The 16970-nt window shown below is 41.7% G+C and carries 13 protein-coding genes; 9 read left to right on the top strand and 4 right to left on the bottom strand.

All coding sequences use genetic code 11. The features are described from left to right. The first annotated feature begins 38 nt into the window (after nt 1-38). The 3 genes from FO442_RS03280 to FO442_RS03270 all read left to right on the top strand — a co-directional run bounded on the left by FO442_RS03280 (nt 39) and on the right by FO442_RS03270 (nt 5034). On the top strand, nt 39-3074 hold the full coding sequence (locus tag FO442_RS03280) for a ligand-binding sensor domain-containing protein (RefSeq protein WP_144331708.1): 3036 nt from the start codon (nt 39-41) through the stop codon (nt 3072-3074). An 83-nt stretch (nt 3075-3157) separates the two neighbouring features. Further along, on the top strand, nt 3158-3775 hold the full coding sequence (locus tag FO442_RS03275; RefSeq protein ID WP_144331707.1) for a response regulator: 618 nt from the start codon (nt 3158-3160) through the stop codon (nt 3773-3775). A 137-nt stretch (nt 3776-3912) separates the two neighbouring features. Continuing rightward, nucleotides 3913-5034, top strand: coding sequence for a hypothetical protein (locus tag FO442_RS03270; protein ID WP_144331706.1), 1122 nt, complete (start codon nt 3913-3915; stop codon nt 5032-5034). A gap of 85 nt (nt 5035-5119) precedes the next feature. Here FO442_RS03270 and FO442_RS03265 read toward each other — a convergent pair whose 3' ends face one another. Continuing rightward, nucleotides 5120-5731, bottom strand: a complete 612-nt coding sequence (locus tag FO442_RS03265) for a hypothetical protein (protein WP_144331705.1) — start codon at nt 5729-5731, stop codon at nt 5120-5122. 67 nt (nt 5732-5798) lie between these two features. Then, the gene (locus FO442_RS03260; RefSeq protein ID WP_144331704.1) at nt 5799-6686 is read right to left on the bottom strand and encodes a T9SS type A sorting domain-containing protein; all 888 of its coding nucleotides are present in this window, start codon (nt 6684-6686) and stop codon (nt 5799-5801) included. A 172-nt stretch (nt 6687-6858) separates the two neighbouring features. On the opposite strand from FO442_RS03260, the gene FO442_RS03255 reads away from it, so the two are divergent. From FO442_RS03255 to FO442_RS03245, 3 genes are all read left to right on the top strand, one after another. Beyond that, on the top strand, nt 6859-7323 hold the full coding sequence (locus tag FO442_RS03255; RefSeq protein WP_144331703.1) for a DUF4293 domain-containing protein: 465 nt from the start codon (nt 6859-6861) through the stop codon (nt 7321-7323). A gap of 141 nt (nt 7324-7464) precedes the next feature. Beyond that, on the top strand, nt 7465-9339 hold the full coding sequence (locus tag FO442_RS03250) for an ABC-F family ATP-binding cassette domain-containing protein (RefSeq protein WP_144331702.1): 1875 nt from the start codon (nt 7465-7467) through the stop codon (nt 9337-9339). Between the two features lie 226 nt (nt 9340-9565). Continuing rightward, on the top strand, nt 9566-11647 hold the full coding sequence (locus FO442_RS03245; RefSeq protein ID WP_144331701.1) for a TonB-dependent receptor plug domain-containing protein: 2082 nt from the start codon (nt 9566-9568) through the stop codon (nt 11645-11647). Here the strand turns inward: FO442_RS03245 and FO442_RS03240 are convergent, their stop codons facing one another. Beyond that, nucleotides 11648-13618: a tetratricopeptide repeat protein gene (locus tag FO442_RS03240; protein WP_144331700.1), complete on the bottom strand. Its 1971-nt coding sequence runs from the start codon at nt 13616-13618 to the stop codon at nt 11648-11650. A 136-nt stretch (nt 13619-13754) separates the two neighbouring features. Between FO442_RS03240 and FO442_RS03235 the strand changes: the two genes are divergently transcribed. The 3 genes from FO442_RS03235 to FO442_RS03225 all read left to right on the top strand — a co-directional run bounded on the left by FO442_RS03235 (nt 13755) and on the right by FO442_RS03225 (nt 16106). Next, complete coding sequence (locus tag FO442_RS03235; protein ID WP_144331699.1) at nt 13755-14306, top strand: hypothetical protein; 552 nt, start codon at nt 13755-13757, stop codon at nt 14304-14306. Nucleotides 14307-14311: 5 nt separating this feature from the next. Then, nucleotides 14312-15394, top strand: a complete 1083-nt coding sequence (locus FO442_RS03230) for a lipase family protein (RefSeq protein ID WP_144331698.1) — start codon at nt 14312-14314, stop codon at nt 15392-15394. Between the two features lie 208 nt (nt 15395-15602). Next, a complete protein-coding gene (locus tag FO442_RS03225) occupies nt 15603-16106 on the top strand; it encodes a hypothetical protein (protein WP_144331697.1) in 504 nt (167 codons plus the stop codon). A gap of 1 nt (nt 16107) precedes the next feature. Here the strand turns inward: FO442_RS03225 and FO442_RS03220 are convergent, their stop codons facing one another. Continuing rightward, nucleotides 16108-16761 (bottom strand): SanA/YdcF family protein, encoded by a 654-nt coding sequence (locus tag FO442_RS03220; protein ID WP_144331696.1) that lies wholly within the window; start codon nt 16759-16761, stop codon nt 16108-16110. Nucleotides 16762-16970: the final 209 nt, after the last annotated feature.

Genomic DNA, 16970 nt, shown 5'->3' with positions numbered 1-16970 from the left:
AACCGTAGTTTTGGTTCACTCACAATCAAAGCTGCGGTTTGCTGATCAACAAATGTACTTCAAGTCTGCCAGGGTGGATACTTCTTTTTACCTTGTTCCTTCCTCCGATTGTTTTCGGACAATCCGGTATTGGTCAGTTTATGAACTACGGAGTAGAGGATGGCCTGTGCGAAGCCATTTGCAGTGGAATTAGCCAGGATAATCGCGGATTTTACTGGATTTCAACCCGGGGAGGGATCAGCCGGTTCGACGGAACACATTTTAAATCCTACTATCCGAGTGAACTACTCGGGGACAAGCAAGTATTGGACAATTCCAGGGTTTTCTTTGAGATTTCTCCGAATCGGATGTTTGTTACGTTGGGTAACGGACAAGCTTTTATTCTGAATTGCATTTCACAGGAGTTTGTCCCGGTAAAAAGCTTACAGGATCGTTTCTGTATGAACATTAAACGGATGCCGCAGAATCAATTCCTGGTTTCTTCAACCGATACGGTTTTTATCCTGGATGCTTCTTTGAAAGTAGAGGAGTCGATCGTTCCACCCCTGAAACAAAAAGGGTTTGGGATTCACATGGAAATGCTGGACAATTTCAGGTACTTGGTTTCATCACCTAAAGAGTTTTTCATCTTTGATTTTCGTACCCGTCATTTTCAATCTTTTAAGCCGGAATTGCCACAAGACGGATTATTCAATACAGGATATGAGTTGTCATACGTGGATCGCCTTCATAAACGGATCTATTTCCTGAATTTCTTCAAAGGATTAATCGAAACCGATTATCAGGGAAAGCAGTTGTTCAACTGGAATTCTCAAATGCTTCAGAAAGATTTGTGCGGGTTATTGAATCAGATAATTCCGGATCCCGATAACAAACAGATGGTTTGGGTTTCCGGAAATAATGGAATTGCCCATTTGAATTTAATTTCCAGGCAGGCAACGGCATTCAGGCCCGATCCGATCATTCCGTTTTCCCTTGCATGTGGATCGGTAACCGGTTTATTTGTAGATCGCGATCAGAATTTATGGGCAACAACTTATAAAGGCGTTAGTGTATTAAATAAGAACAGTACCCTGATTGATGAATGGGATTTGCAAACAAGCCCGGATGCCCCCCTGATGTCTATGTGCAGGATTTCTGAACATGAATTGCTTGCTGTGAAATTTGGAACCGGCGTTTACCGGATTTCAGATAAGAGTTCCCATTTTGAACCTTTTCATGAGAAGGAATTAAAAGACTCCTGGTTTGTTTTCAGAGACGGAGATCGCCTTGTTCACGGTGGAAGAGGTACGGTACTGAAAATGGTAAATCTGCGTTCAGATCATATAAGTGACTTGACTTTTCTAAAACCCTATTTCAAACAATCCGAGCTGGTTTGCTTGGGATTTGTGAGCAGTACAGGAGATTGGTGGTTCAGTGGAAATATGGGGGGCGGTTTGGTAAGATACAACCCGGTTTCCAAGCAGGTAGTTCACTTCTCAAGAAACCAAAAATCATTTTCGGGTTCCTATTTTACCAGTTGTTCCGAAGCTCCGAATGGAGATATCTGGTTTTCGAGCAATAAAACAATGGTTTTGACACATTGGATAAAAGCAAGTGATCGCTTTGAAGAAATTGACTTTGGGAAGATCTTCGAAAAGCAATATCAAAGTATTATTCAATCGTTGGCTGCTGATATACAGGGAAACATCTGGATCGGATTTGAAGGAACGGGACTGGTGTGTTATCATGTTCAATCCGGAAAAACAGATTTTTATGCCAATAAGCAGGGAATTCCATCCAATTATGTGTATAACCTGGTTTTTGATGACCGGCAACGTTTGTGGGTGGGCACCCGAAAAGGACTTGCATGCCTGGGCACGGATAGGAAGACCGTTCAGTATTTCGGATTAGCGAATGGTTTTCCATCGGAACATTTTGATCAAAGTTCCTGGTTCGATGCAGATGAGGGCAAGCTGTGGATCGCTTCGGATAATTATTTGCTGCGTTTTTTCCCCGATCAACTGCTAAAGACCGAGAACCGCAAACTGCAGATTTTCCTGGATGAATTCCTGGTTTCAAACCAAAAACAGGTGTTGGATAGTGAAAAAATGTATGACTTTCGCCCCGATCAAAACACAATCCAGTTCACATTCTCAACCTTGAACCCATTGGGAAAACAACAAATTGAATACAGTTATTTATTGGAGGGGTCGGATGAGAAATGGATTTCTTTGGGAACGAATTCCAGTGTTATTTTCCCGACTCTTCCTTCCGGAACATATCGATTTCACTTAAGAGCAAAAATTCCGGGAACCAAAAAATGGTCTTACCTGAAAGATCCGGTCCGTTTTGAGATTGCGACTCCCTGGTTCCGCTCCTGGTGGTTCAAAGCAGTGGTTATTTTGGTGAGCGCAATTCTGATCTTCCTGGTTACCCGCATTTATTTCCAGCGAAAGATTGAGAAGCAACGTGCCATTTTGGAAAGGCAGCGAGCTGTGCAAAATGAAAGAGACCGCATTGCATACGACATGCACGATGACCTGGGAAGTGGTTTGACGAAAATTTCTTACCTGAGTAAGGAAGCTATACGGAAAGATGCGAACCGGGCAGAGTTGGATCGTATCAATGAAACATCTGTTGAACTGGTGAAAAATATGAGCGAATTGATCTGGGCCATGAAAGTAGAAAACGATTCGTTGGCCGATTTGATGAGTTATTTGCGCCATTACGCAATGGAATACTTTGAAACCAGTCGGATTGCGGTTCAAATGGAATTGGAAGAATTCGAGGAAGACCGGCAGATATCCGGAGAGATTCGCAGGCAGGTATTTTTGATTTTTAAAGAGGCGCTGCACAACATTGTGAAGCATGCACAAACGGAACGTGTATTGATCAGTATTCGGGTAAAAGAGCGATTATCCATTCGGATAATTGATTACGGAACAGGAATGAAACCCGAAGCAGAAAGAAACCGGAGCGGAAACGGTATGAAGACGATGCTGGAACGCACGCGTCGCCTAAAAGGAAAAATGGAATTGAAGAACAGCGAAAACGGAGTGGAATTGAATTTTGAGATCCCGCTTCAAAATTAGAAATGGATGAATGGGCAATTCCGAAAAAATCAACCGTTTGTTTCATTGTTCCTTCGTTATCAAAATGCGTTATTTGTAGTTACATGATTGGAATTTGCATCATAGAAGACATCGTCGATATCCAACAAGGATTGCGTTCAGTGATTGAAGGCGATGAACGTTTGCAATGGATTCGTTCGTTTGAAACAGCAGAAGAAGCGATTGAATGGATTCCGAAACTGAAACCGGATGTGGTCATTACAGATATCAATCTGCCTGGTAAAAACGGGATAGAATGCGTATTCGAGCTGAAGAATCTGAATCCGGAAATCCAGTTTATCATGTTTACCATCTACGAAGACAATGACCAGGTTTTTGAAGCGCTGAAAGCGGGAGCCACCGGATACATACTCAAAAACACTGCTCCGGAAAAAATTGTGGAAGCCATTCTTGAATTGCACGAAGGTGGAAGCCCTATGTCGCCCAAAATAGCCCGGAAAGTATTACAATCGTTCAGCAAAACAGAAAACCCGGTTTTACAGCTCATTTCCAAACGTGAGCGGGAAGTACTCGATTTATTGAGTAAAGGCTATCTCTATAAAGAAATTGCGGATAAACTGAACATTACATTAAGCACGGTAAAACGTCATTTGAATCACATCTACGAAAAATTGCAGGTCCAAAACAAGACCGAAGCAGTGAATAAGCTTTACGGGAAATAATTCAAATGTTCAAATTGAACACTTAAACTGTTGGAACTTTTTGAACCTTTTCCACCCTTGAACTTTCTTTAAAATGAGCCGAATGGTTGATTGACACACGGCTGTACTCCTCCTAAATTTGTTCAAAACAAAGTTTTATGAAGAGAAAGATAAGAGTAATCAAGTGGGTTGTGTTGCCCCTTACGTTGGTGTTTGTTTCCTGTAAGAAAAATAATCCCGAACCGGAAACACCGACTCCAAATCCAACACCAACACCAACACCTACAAGTTGTAATGTGGTTGAAGTGAGTAATACGATCTCAAGTCCTACAACCTGGACTTCCGGAAATGTCTATGTCATTACAACCTGGATCGATATTGATGCACCGTTGGTAATTGAACCGGGTGTAATTATCAAATTCAAACCTGTTGCCGGTTTACAAGTCTATGCCAAAGTCACGGCAGATGCACCAGCAAACAATCCGATCATTTTTACGTCGTACAAGGACGATAACTATTGCGGAGATAATAACGGAGACGGTACTGCTACTACAGCACTAAAAGGAGATTGGGGATACATCAATATGCGCGGTGATCAACATGGTTCACTTTTCAGATACTGTAAATTCCTGTATGGTGGCGGAGATGGCGGTGGACGTGTAGTTAAAGCAGACTCGGGCACCGGGAATATTCATGATTTCACCTTTGATCACTGCACTTTTGCACATACCTATGGAGGTACAAGCTATTATACGGCTGCTTTTGACGGAGCTCAAATGAAGGATCCATCCGTAAGTATTGTTACCAATAATATTTTCTATGATAACGCAATACCTATTTTAGTAAGTGGTTACTATTCATTGGACGCAAGTAACAGTTACCACAATCCGGACGATGCCAGTCAAATAAATAAATACAATGGTATTGTGGTATATGGTTCCGGGATGGCAAGCACAACCGTAAGTTATAGTGAAACAGAGGTGCCTTATGTTTTGAATGTCGGTGGAAACAATAGTTTGAGTTCAACCGGTAGTGAATTGTTCGTTGTAGGCGCCGGTGTGACTCTCAAATTCAGTTCCGGAGGAGGAATTTCCGGATGGAGTGCAGCTAATTTTAATATTGATCCTTCAGCCGTATTTACATCACTCAGAGACGATGCACATGGAGGTGACACCAATGGAGATGGAAGTTTATCTGCCCCCGCAGCCGGAGATTGGAACGGTTTTAATCGGGGATCGGATGGTTGGTATGCCACCAATGTCTTTTACAGTACACATTAAGAGCCTATAACAGGGAGTGATCAAACTTATCACGTTTAGGTAGCAGCGAGCGGCCGGATTATTGTAAGTGGTCCGGCCGTTTGTTTTATGGATTGATCGGAATCGTGTAATCAATCACTAAATTTTTCAGGTAGCTGCCCGTAATAGTTTCAAGCGAATCAACTGTTCCGTGGATCCGAACGGAATTTCCTTGTACTTGTGCGAAGATCAGAGGATTTATTGCATGATACGGGCCTCCTGTAAATTGACCATTCGTGTAAAGAACCAATATGTTTTTATGATCGACCGATAAATCATTCCATTCAAAAGACGGAGCATTCATATGATTTGCCAGTCGTGTGGCATCAAGTGTAGGCAAACAATTACAGCTGGTATCATAGTCGGAAGGACTGTAGGGTATTCGGAAGAAAAGATCCAGTGTGTAACGTTCTTCACCGTTAGAAATACTTTGCTGTAGATTCTGTCCCTTCAGCCATGTGCGGATCCTGAACGTTTTGTAGTCCATATAATCCAACTCTTCCATTTCAATCCATTCCGGAGAAATGGTTGCTGTATTCAGTGAGAAAGCTTCCCAACCAATCGTTCCTGAATGCCTCAGGTAATTGGCTGGTTGCTGTGTAAGCGGTTTGGGATTATTCTTTTTGCAGGAAATGACTAATAACCCGAAAGACAGCAGAAAAAATAAAGAGATTCTCATCAGGAATGATTTAGAAGTTAACTTATCAGCTAAGATAACTATAAAATGAAGCCACCTGAACAGCTTCTTAGTTTTTGATTACCCGGACCGTTTCTTTGAATTCTTTGGATTGGATAATGATCAGGTACAAACCACTTGACAAGTCATTCAGATCAATCGGTTGACGGAACGTGCCACGTGCCACTTTTCCGGAATGGATTTCGCGGATAAATTTCCCGCTTGTATCATATAAATTGACCTGCATGCGTTCTTTTTCCGGTGCCTGGATTTCTAACGTGGTGTTTTCTACCGCAGGATTAGGAAATGCCAATGCTTTGAATTCCGTTGGGAATGGAACACCGTTTTCATCCAATTCTACATCAGTCGTTTCCTGCAAAAAGCGCATTACAGAAGTGTTTTCTGAAGCATCTCCCAACAGATGAACTTCCGGTTCTACTATTTCAGGCACCTGCGGCGGCATGTCATAAACAACAGGAGCAGGATAAGCCCCCATGATGTAGTTCTCGTATTCTATGAGTTCGGGCGGTGCAAGCGGAGCAATGAATTCCTCTTGCACAGTAACAGGTTCCAACTTATCGGCCTGACCAGAAGCAATATTATAGGCAATTTCCTGCACGGATTGGATTGTTTGTTGGTCTCGTTTATCCTGGCAACTGAAAAGGGTCAAACCAAAGACTATCAACAGAGCAGCGATAAACAATTGTTGCGGATTGCGTCTTTTTTTGGCAAGCCAGAGTTTGAATTCGGCATTTAATTCCTCATCCTGGGTCACAGTCATGCGTACACAAAGTGATTGACCACGAAATTCCAGTAGTGTTAGTTTGATTTCCTGAAGTGATTGATTGCTGAAATCGTATACTTGTTTGGCGCATTTCTGACAAAAAGCTCCTTTTTCCGTTGGATTCATGTTGTTCCAGTTTTCGGAGCAGGGTTTTTCAATTCCAATTTTTTTCATAGCAGCTTCATTTGGATTTCTATTTCAAGTCGGTAACAGGATGAAAACTAAACTCTTTTTCCATACAGGTTCATAAAAAGATTTAAAGTCTCGGTTATCATTGATTAAAATGTATAGGAATCGAATTGAAAAGCATCTAAAATGATAACTTTGGGAACAAATTCGTGAAAACATGATCCAGCGCATACAAACCGTTTATTTTTTAGTAGCAGCATTGTTGGTTGCAAGCACCCTTTTCGGTACCGATTTATTTGCTTATCAGCAGGCAGGAGAATTTCATGCTTCTGCGTATAAATTAGTTCACGGCACTGAAGCAGTGAAAAAAGTAGACTTTTGGATGCTTTCCCTGATCCAGATCATTTTTGCGCTTATGATCATTTTTTCCTTCAAGATGCGTCACCGCCAGATTTTCCTGGGTTGGATTCTTCTGGTCTTAAATATCCTGAGTTCAGGATGGATCGTTTTAGGAGCATATGCAGAACCAATGAATTGCACCGCATGTAAAGACGCAGCAACAGATTTATCATTCGGAATCGTATTCTTTCTGCATGCAGCAGCATTCATTTTTGTGTTCTTGGGAATCCGCGGAGTTCGTAAAGACAAGAAAACGATTGATTCATTGAATAGACTTAGATAATTGATTAAATCACGTAGGAGCGAAAAAATTTTTGCCCCTGCGTTTTACAGATTTTTTCATTCGCAATCGGTATCCCGATAATTATCGGGACGTAATTCGCAATTATAGTACTATCTTTGCAGCTCAAAACAAGCAATTATCATGAATTTTCTTTCCGTTGAAAACCTGACGAAATCCTTTGGAGATCGCGTAATCTTTTCAGACATTACTTTCGGAATTGATCAGGGAGATAAAGTTGCCATTGTGGCAAAAAACGGGAACGGAAAGACGACTTTGTTGCGTTGTTTGATGAACCTGGAACAAATCGATTCCGGCCGGGTTGTTTATCGGAATGACCTGCGTGTTGCTTTTATGCAGCAAACAGAAACGTTGGACGAATCACATACAATCCTGGAAGCGGTTTTCTCACATGACTTGCCTGAACTGCAAATTGTAAAGAAATACAACCAGGCATTGCGCGAAGGAAACGAAGAAGCCATTCATGCCTGTTATGAAGAACTGACTGAATTGAATGCCTGGGATATGGAAGTGAAAGTTAACCAAATCCTTTCCGTTCTAAAGCTGAATGATACAAGTTTATTGGTGGGAAGCCTTTCAGGTGGACAAAAGAAACGGGTGGCACTTGCACAGGTCCTGGTCGCGGAAGCAGACTTTTTGATCCTGGATGAACCAACCAACCACCTGGATTTGGATATGATCGAATGGCTGGAGGAATACCTTTCAAAATCAAAGTCTACGATCTTAATGGTGACACACGACCGTTACTTCCTGGAAGTGGTGTGTGATACGATTTATGAATTGGAAGACAAAACAATCTACAAATACAAAGGAAATTTCTCTTATTACCTGGAGAAAAAAGCAGAACGCCAGGAACAGTTGCAATCGACCATCGATAAGGCAAGAAATACCTTCAAAAAGGAGTTGGATTGGATCCGCAGACAACCGAAAGCGCGTGGAACCAAACAAAAAGCACGAATTGAAAACTTCCAGGACGTCAAAAAAGTTGCCAGTCAGCGCATTGATGAGGACGAGATTGATATCCCGGTGAAAATGGAGCGGTTGGGGTCTAAAATTCTCGAATTGCACAAGATTGGCAAATCCTACGGAGACAAGATCATATTGGACAATTTTTCATACAATTTTCAACGCAAAGAGCGTTTGGGAATCGTAGGTAACAATGGAACAGGAAAATCCACTTTTCTCAATATGATCCAAGGAAGAGAAGAGGTCGATAAAGGGAAAGTGGTAACAGGCGAAACGGTTGTTTTTGGATACTACAGCCAGGACTTGATCAAGGTGGATGAGGATAAAAAAGTGATCGATGTGATTCGTGATATCGCTGAGTTTATTCCTTTGGAAAAAGGCCGGCAACTTTCTGCTGCACAATTCCTGGAGAAATTCCTGTTTCCGCGCCATATGCACTACAATTTCGTACACAAGCTGAGTGGTGGTGAAAAAAGACGTTTGAAATTGATGACCGTTTTGATGGCCAATCCGAATTTCCTGATCCTGGATGAGCCGACGAATGATTTGGATATTTTCGTAATGAGTGTCCTGGAGGATTATTTGAGAACGTTTGAAGGATGTTTGATCGTGGTTTCGCATGACCGTTATTTCATGGATAAAATGGTCGATCACTTGTTTGTTTTTGAAGGCCAGGGAGCTATTAAAGACATTATCGGGAACTACACCGAGTTCAGAAAGCAAACTGCAGTCGACTACAAAAAGGAGAAACAGGCGGATGATAAACCTGTAGAGATTGTTAAGGTAAAACAGATCTCGGAAGAAGCGCCCAAAGAGAAACGCAAACTATCGTTCAAAGAAAAGAGCGAATTCGACCAAATAGAAAAGGATTTGGAGCGTCTGGAGGAAGAAAAAATCAAATGGACTAACGTACTTTCCGATTCAACCGCAAGTACCGAACAATTGATGGAAGCCGGAGAAAAGCTTGGAGCCATTGTTTCGGAAATCGACGAAAAGACCGAACGCTGGATTGAGCTATCCGAATTTGCTTAATAAGTTATCCTGTGATGTTCGAAAGTGTTAAAATAACCACTGAGAACAAAAGCACACAAGAACATTTTTTGTAACATACTGATTCATGACCGGATAAAGGATTTGAATGGTTATTCCTTGTCTCTGCTTTATTTCAATCGGATGTGTGTGTGTTTGATTTAGATAGTTTTTAAAATAATTTTAGACAAGACTAAAAATAGTTTTATATTTGTACAAAATAATTTTTGTGCGATATCTTTTTTTGTTCGGTTTTTTAGGTGGATCATTTGTTACAATAGGACAAAGTTTACCGGTTGATTCCCTGAAGCTGGTTCCGGATTCATTAAAAGAAATTGAGGAAGTAACTGTTACAGGAAGCCGGATTGCTCAATCCAAAAAAAACAGCGTTATTTCTGTTTCAACGCTGGATCAAAAACTTTTCCGCGCTATTTCCGCTTCATCTATTTCCGACGCATTGAAGTTTTCCCCGGGTATTCGTATGGAAACGAATTGTCAGACATGCAATTATACCCAGGTTCGAATGAACGGCTTGGGAGGTTCCTATTCCCAGATTCTGATCAATGGAAGACCCTTGTTTTCTTCCCTCATGGGATTGTACGGTTTGGAACAAATTCCTACCAATATCGTGGACCGCATTGAAATTGTCAATGGCGGAGGTTCTGTTCTGTACGGTTCAAACGCAATTGCCGGAACAATCAATATCATTACCAAACAGCCGGAGCATAACTTTATTGAAGTCTCCGATAAGGTTTCCCTGATCCCGAAAGGGCCTGTTGAACAAGCAATCCAGGTAAACGGTGGATACGTTTCCAAATCCGGGAAAAATGGGTTTTTATTCTCCGGGATGAACAAAATCAGGGATGGGTATGACCGGAACGGAGATGGTTTTACCGAAATTCCGAGGGTAAACAATTCTTTATTGGGAATCAATGCATTTCAAAACATCGGCAGAGCAATCGAATTGCATGCAGACTTTTGGATGTTGCATGAACAACGACAGGGAGGGCAACAATGGAACGAAGATCCGCAACAGGCAGATCAAAGCGAATTCAGGAACCAGATTACCAGCATCGGTCAGTTTTCAGGATCGTGGAAATCCCGAAACAAAAAATGGAATATTCAGGCATATACCGGTTATCAAAAAACGAACAGACACCATTACACCGGTTTGAATCATGCAGAAGCGTGGGGAAAGACGAATAATGTGACCTTACAATCCGGTCTTCAGTTCAGTTTCATCCAACGATTTGGTGAGAAGAACAAATCCACGCTAATTGGTGGTGCAGAACATTATTACGACGCCATTCGCGATGAGATCCGCGGTTATGATTATTTGATCGACCAGGATATTACACAGGTTGCCGGATTTTTGCAGGATCAATTGGATTTGGGAGATAAATGGTCGTTTGTAGCAGGAATTCGAACTACCGGACATTCCAAGGTTCACAATCTCATTGTAACACCAAGAGCAGCAGTTTTGTTTAAACCGAACGGACAGTGGCAATTTCGTCTGTCGTACGGAAATGGGTTCAAAGCACCACAGGTTTTTGAAACCGATATGCACATCGCATTTGCAAATGGTGGAATCTCCCAGATTCGCGTAGATAAAAATTTGAAAAGTGAAAAATCACATGCGTATTCGGCCCAGGTAAATTGGAGCAGAAGAAGAAAAAGAATGCTGTATTCTTCGGAACTGACCCTTTTCCACACGCAATTACTCCATTCGTTTGTCCTGAATGAAATTCCAAGTCCGGACCCAGGTAAAACATTATTGCTGCGAACAAACGGTTCCAATGCAGAAGTGAGTGGACTGAGTGAATCCATCCGTTTGCGCTGGGATAAATACCTGCAGGTTGATTTGAATTTCACTTATCAGGAATCGCGTTTTACGGAAGCACAGCAATGGTCGTTGGAAGTAGAACCGATCAAAGCCTTTTTACGAACGCCAAATGTGTACGGGTCGTCTACAATTTCCATTTTTCCTGAAGGAAGCTGGTCCGGATCAATCAGTTGTGTTTACACCGGAAGGATGCTGGTACCCCATTTTGCCGGAGCGCCGGAATTGGACCACGATATGATCCTGCATACGAAGTCATTTTGGGATGTGGGAGTAAGAGCGGAACGTGCAATCCATATCCACAAGTTTGAGCAGACGGTTCGAATTGGTGTTGGAGTTCAGAATCTATTCGACAGTTACCAAAGCGATTTTGACACTTCCAAATACCGTGATAGTAATTTCATTTACGGACCGCCGAAACCACGAACAGTTTTTGTGGATCTGAAATGGGTGATAGGAGGGAAACACTGATTAAATACGAATCCCGATCACACACACATCATCGACTTGTTCCAGTTCGCCTTTCCAATTCTCAAAAGTTGTTTCCAGGTATTCTTTTTGGTCTTTCATCGGGCGGTCATGGATGGCTAAAATAGAATCCTTGAATTGTTTGTATTTGAATTTCTTCCCGCTCTGACCTCCAAACTGATCGGCATAGCCATCTGTGAAGAGGTAAATGGTTGTTTTTGGCTCTAATACCATGGAGTGCGTATTGAACGGCTTTTCATCTGCATAGGTTCCGATCGGCTGCTTGTCCGGTTTCCATTCAACGATTTCATCGCTTCCAGCCGGAACGATCCACAAAGGGTTGTTTGCACCTGACCAAAGCAGTTCCCTGGTTTTAACATTCAGGCAGCCTAGGCTGATATCCATTCCGTCCTTTACATTTTCCACACTTTTGTTGAAGGTAGAAATGACCAGTTCACGTGTTTTGTCGAGGATTTTCCCCGGTTCTACCAGGTTGAATTCCAAAACTGACCGATTGAGAGCATTGCAGCAGATCACGCTGACCATTGCGCCCGGAACGCCGTGTCCGGTACAATCGGCCGCAGCAAAGAACAAGTATTCTTCCGCTCCGGTATCGTTTACAACGGTGTGTTTCTCCAGCCAGTAAAAATCACCGGCCACAATGTCTTTTGGCTTGTAGAGAATGAAACTTTCAGGAAGCGTTTGGTGCCAGTAATCTACGGCCGGTAAAATAGCGTCCTGCAGGCGCTTTGCATAGGTGATCGAATCCAGGATTTCCCGGTTTTTGAATTCCAGTGCGTCTTTTTGTTCTTCCACCAGTTTTTTTTGTTCCAGGATAATCTTATTTGCCTTGTTCTTCTGCTTCAAAGAACGGAACAAGAGGAATCCAAGTCCTATGAAAACAATCATGCTTCCTGCGAAAGAATATTTCTGAATTTTTTCACTTTTGAGTTGTTCTTCCTGGTTTTTTATGCGGATCTGGTTCTTTTCGCTCTCGTATTTTTTGCTCAGTTCCGAAAGTTGATGTGCATTTTCCAGGGAAAAAATCGAATCTTTGATATCAATATACGTTTTCAAAATACCAAAGGCCGCAAGATCATTCCCCATGGCGTGATGCAGGTTTGCCAAATGCATGTGGGTAGCCATCACGTTCGCGTTGTATATATTGTTGGCATTTTTAATACTTGCTTCGATAAGAGGTAAGGCCTTCGAATATTGTTTTTGATGATAATATGCCAGACCTAAATTATCTGTCCACGTAGTTCCGCGTGAAGAAGATCCCATGATTGCAATGGCTTTTTCATAATATTCGATTGCTTTTTCATAATTCTTCTGCTTCATGAAAATATTGGCATAATTCCCGTAAACGTTCGGATCAACGGTGCCGAGCTGATTCATGATCTGCATTGCTTTTTTGATATAAACTGTCGCGGAGTCCAACTCATCTTCAAATTCATAGCAGATACTCATGTTTTGGTAAATAAGCAGCTGTCCCGGGAGAAAATTATTTTGGATGAAGACCTTGTTGGAAGTCCGGAATTTTTCGATGGCTTCGTCGTTGCGTTTCAGATCTCGGTAAAGCATTCCGATATTGGCCTCACTTTTTGCAACTCCCATTTCGTCGTGAGCCTTTTTGTAATAGCGAATAGCGCGTTGGTAGCTTTCTACAGACTTGGAAATGTTTCCCGCTTCGTCCATTAAAATGCCTAGGTTCTTATATGCGAGTGCTGTTCCGGGATTATAGTTCAGTTTCTTTGAAAGCTTGAGGGTCTCCTTGACCAATTTTTCCATCTGTTTCGGATGAGAATATTTGTAATCCCAAAAGATGTTGTTTTGAAGAATTACTTTATTGGTATCGTCCTTCATTTGGGAACTGACGTTCAGCAGGGAGTCTAGTCTGTTTTCTGTCTGTGAAAAGGAGAATAGGTGAAATAACGTGAAAAGTATCGCAGGAATGAGCCGGTCTTGTTTCATAAGTTGGTAATGCTATAAAGTAAATCGAACTAAAATTAATAAAATAGTCTTCAATGGGTTTCCATTTCCTTTTTTGATAGAAAGTTTCCTATGAGCAGTCTAAATGGGCGATATTTCTTACTTTTAAGCTAAAAACATGTGCTTCCGAATCATTTGCTTATTGTTTGTTTTTCATTCTTCTTCGCTCTTTTCTCAGGTTTCTGATTCTGAAATGGCGGCATTAAAGGCTAAATGGCGCGTTGATCTCCGAGCGAAAGGACACGAACTGGCCATGAAGTATTCCGTAGAGGAGGGAGCAAGCGAGTTTTCAGATTCCATTCAGCGGAGCTTTTTGGAAGATACATTTGTAGTTGAGAACTTGTTGATCAGGCAATTGCAAAAAGAACCGACCACGCTTGGCATCAATAAGGCCAACCTGGCTTGTGCCTCCGAATATGAGAAACTGGTAGATAATTATTATGCAGTTCTTCTCACCAAAATGAAAGAAGAAGACAAAGAATTGGTGATTTCCTGGCATCGGGCCCGTAGGTCTCTCCTGGAAGAAGAACGCAGGTTAATCGGAAAACTGATGCAGGAAGAATACAGCGGTGGCGGAAGTATTCAATCCATAACATACACACAACGTTTAATGAAAGCACAAAAAGACCACTTGTTGGCATTAGTAGATTTCCTGATACATTTAATTTAATATAAATGAAAAACAGACTGCTTGTTTTCCTTTTTCCGGCCCTTATTTCCTATTCTTATTCGCAGCTGCAGCCCGGATACGATAAAGAAGAAGCCGCAGAATTGTTGAAGGTCAATTTTCGTTTTGCAGATACTTCTTTCTGGGATTCCATGCCGGCACCCAAGCGATTTGAGTTCAAGTACCGTTCCAATGTGCTGGGGTTTGACAATAAATGGGATTATTGGGAAGATCGGGCTGGTGTAGGTGTATTGTCTTTGCGCGGTACAACCGGAACATTTGCCAGTTGGGGAGCGAATTTCTATGCAGGAATGGTCCCGGCGAAGGGATGGATCAAAATCAGTGAAAAAGACACGTTCTATTACGAATTATCGAAAGACCCAAAGGCCTTGGTACACGTTGGCTGGACTACAGCATTGGGATGTATCTGGAAGGACATGGATTCTCTGCTCTTTGCCAAGATAGACCAGGGGAAGAAGGAATTTTACATTACCGGCCACAGCCAGGGAGGAGCATTGGCTTATTTACTAACGGCTCACCTGTTGATTATGAAAGAAAATGGAATTATTCCGGCAGATGTGCAGTTCAAAACGTATTGCAGTGCTGCACCTAAACCAGGGAACTTGTATTTTGCTTACTATTATGAGAAAATGACCCAGAATGGTTGGGCATTCAATACGGTAAACGCCTTGGACTGGGTTCCCGAATCACCCTTTTCTATTCAGACCGTGAATGATTTTAGCGCAATTAACCCCTTTCAGGATGCCAAAAAAGCAATCAGGAAATTACCTTTTTTCCCAAGACTGGTTGTCCGGAATATGTACAATAAAATGAATCGTCCTTCCAAAAAATCCCAAAGGCGTTTTGAAAAGTATCTGGGAAATAAGTTAGGAAAATTAATGACCAAAAACCTGGATGGGTTTGAACCTCCGGAACTGGCTCATTCAGCAGATTTTACGCGTTGTGGGAACTACATTATTCTTTATCCGGATGTCGAATATTATACCCGGTTTCCACAGGATCCGAAAGAAAAGTTTATGAACCATATGCTGGATCCTTATTTACTTTTGTTGGAAAAGTTATCGAAATAATGTTATATTTGAGTAGCACGATTATATGGCACCGATGCTATTGATATTACCGATGAAACCGCTTTTTACGAAAAGAAATTACTAATCTGTTTTTTGCATTCAGTATGAATTGATTCCTTGGATAAGGATTGGATTCTGATTGGTTTATTGCTCAGGACTTTTCTGAGGAAGGATGTACGTATTGAATTGAATTCAAATTAAAAAGAGTATGAAGGAATATTATCGATTTTCAGAGACCCAAAAATTCAGGCAATGGTGGTTGTGGTTTCTTTTCGCGGGTATTAAAGGGATAATGGGATTTTTTATCGTCACGCAAGTATTCTTCGGAACACCATTAGGAAACAGTATGGTTGATAATGCGATGTTATTGATCGGGTTTTTATTCATGCTCATTCTTTCCTTCTTATTTTTTATCATGAAATTGGAGACACGGATTTCAGATGCGGGGATTGCTGTCAGATTTTATCCGATCCAGCTGAAGTTCAGAAACTACCGTTGGGAAGATCTGGATGAGGTTTATCTTCGGGAATATGCTCCCTTGGCAGAATACGGAGGATGGGGAATTCGCTACAGTTTGGCGGGTAAAGGTAAAGCCCTGAACGTATCTGGTAGAATGGGATTGCAGTTGGTTTTTAAAAACGGAAAAAGGCTGCTGATCGGAACGAAAAAACCGGAAGATATCATGCAGGTTTTGTCTGTTATGGGAAAATAAACTATCCGATTTTCACCTGTGGACCAAGAAACTTGGAGTCCACACCGAATAGAATATCCCAAAACACTTTCATCCGGGCAAAACGTTCGCGGACCTTCGTTTTAAAGCCATTCATTTTGGCAACATCTTTTGCATTGTAGCCATAGACCGTCATACCAAAATGCTCACCCAAATAAATGGCGCGTTCGTTGTGAAAACGCTGGGATACGACAATGACTTCTTTTTGATTAAATACTTTGAGGGCGCGTTCCATGGAGTCAAGCGTTCTGAAACCGGCGTAATCCAAGTAAATCCTTTTTGCGGGAATCCCGGCTGCAATCAAGGCGTTTTTCATATCGGTCGGTTCATCATAGGTAGTGGTGCCGTTGTCTCCGCTCACGAGAATATACTGAACCTTTCCGGCACGATATAATTCAACGGCAGCTTTTATCCTGTACGAAAAATAGAGGTTGTCGTTTCCATGTTTGAGTAAGCGTGATGTTCCGAGAACAAGGGCAACTTTCACTTCCGGGCAATCGCTTACCTGGTCGAATACTTTTCCTTCCGCATTTGATTCGATAGCCCAATTGGCGCCAAAGAACCAGAGTAATCCGAAAATGAAAGAAAAAAGAAAGGATCGTTTAATGATTTTGGACCAGTTACGTTTGCGTTTCATGCTGTTTGATTTGTGAGGATAAAAGTAGTATAGAAAGTGAGATTTGATAGTAGTGTTGTGTGAATTTTTTAGGCGGATTTTTGGGGGTGTTGTAAGTAAGTTAGCATGTTTACTAACTTGCTCATTTTTTTTATCTAAGTATTTTATTTTCAATAGATAATGCTGTTAATCTTAGCAAATCTGCTAAATCACTGTCAATTTGAATGCTG

This window comes from Fluviicola chungangensis (assembly GCF_007558725.1).
Lineage (GTDB): Bacteria > Bacteroidota > Bacteroidia > Flavobacteriales_D > Crocinitomicaceae > Fluviicola > Fluviicola chungangensis.
This window is presented reverse-complemented; position numbering and strand designations above follow the sequence as displayed.

Bases quoted from the DNA above. Each gene is read 5' to 3' on its own strand.
- FO442_RS03275 (WP_144331707.1), top strand. From the start codon at position 3,158: ATGATTGGAATTTGCATCATAGAAGACATCGTCGATATCCAACAAGGA.
- FO442_RS03270 (WP_144331706.1), top strand. From the start codon at position 3,913: ATGAAGAGAAAGATAAGAGTAATCAAGTGGGTTGTGTTGCCCCTTACG.
- FO442_RS03265 (WP_144331705.1), bottom strand. From the start codon at position 5,731: ATGAGAATCTCTTTATTTTTTCTGCTGTCTTTCGGGTTATTAGTCATT.
- FO442_RS03260 (WP_144331704.1), bottom strand. From the start codon at position 6,686: ATGAAAAAAATTGGAATTGAAAAACCCTGCTCCGAAAACTGGAACAAC.
- FO442_RS03255 (WP_144331703.1), top strand. From the start codon at position 6,859: ATGATCCAGCGCATACAAACCGTTTATTTTTTAGTAGCAGCATTGTTG.
- FO442_RS03250 (WP_144331702.1), top strand. From the start codon at position 7,465: ATGAATTTTCTTTCCGTTGAAAACCTGACGAAATCCTTTGGAGATCGC.
- FO442_RS03240 (WP_144331700.1), bottom strand. From the start codon at position 13,618: ATGAAACAAGACCGGCTCATTCCTGCGATACTTTTCACGTTATTTCAC.
- FO442_RS03235 (WP_144331699.1), top strand. From the start codon at position 13,755: ATGTGCTTCCGAATCATTTGCTTATTGTTTGTTTTTCATTCTTCTTCG.
- FO442_RS03230 (WP_144331698.1), top strand. From the start codon at position 14,312: ATGAAAAACAGACTGCTTGTTTTCCTTTTTCCGGCCCTTATTTCCTAT.
- FO442_RS03225 (WP_144331697.1), top strand. From the start codon at position 15,603: ATGAAGGAATATTATCGATTTTCAGAGACCCAAAAATTCAGGCAATGG.
- FO442_RS03220 (WP_144331696.1), bottom strand. From the start codon at position 16,761: ATGAAACGCAAACGTAACTGGTCCAAAATCATTAAACGATCCTTTCTT.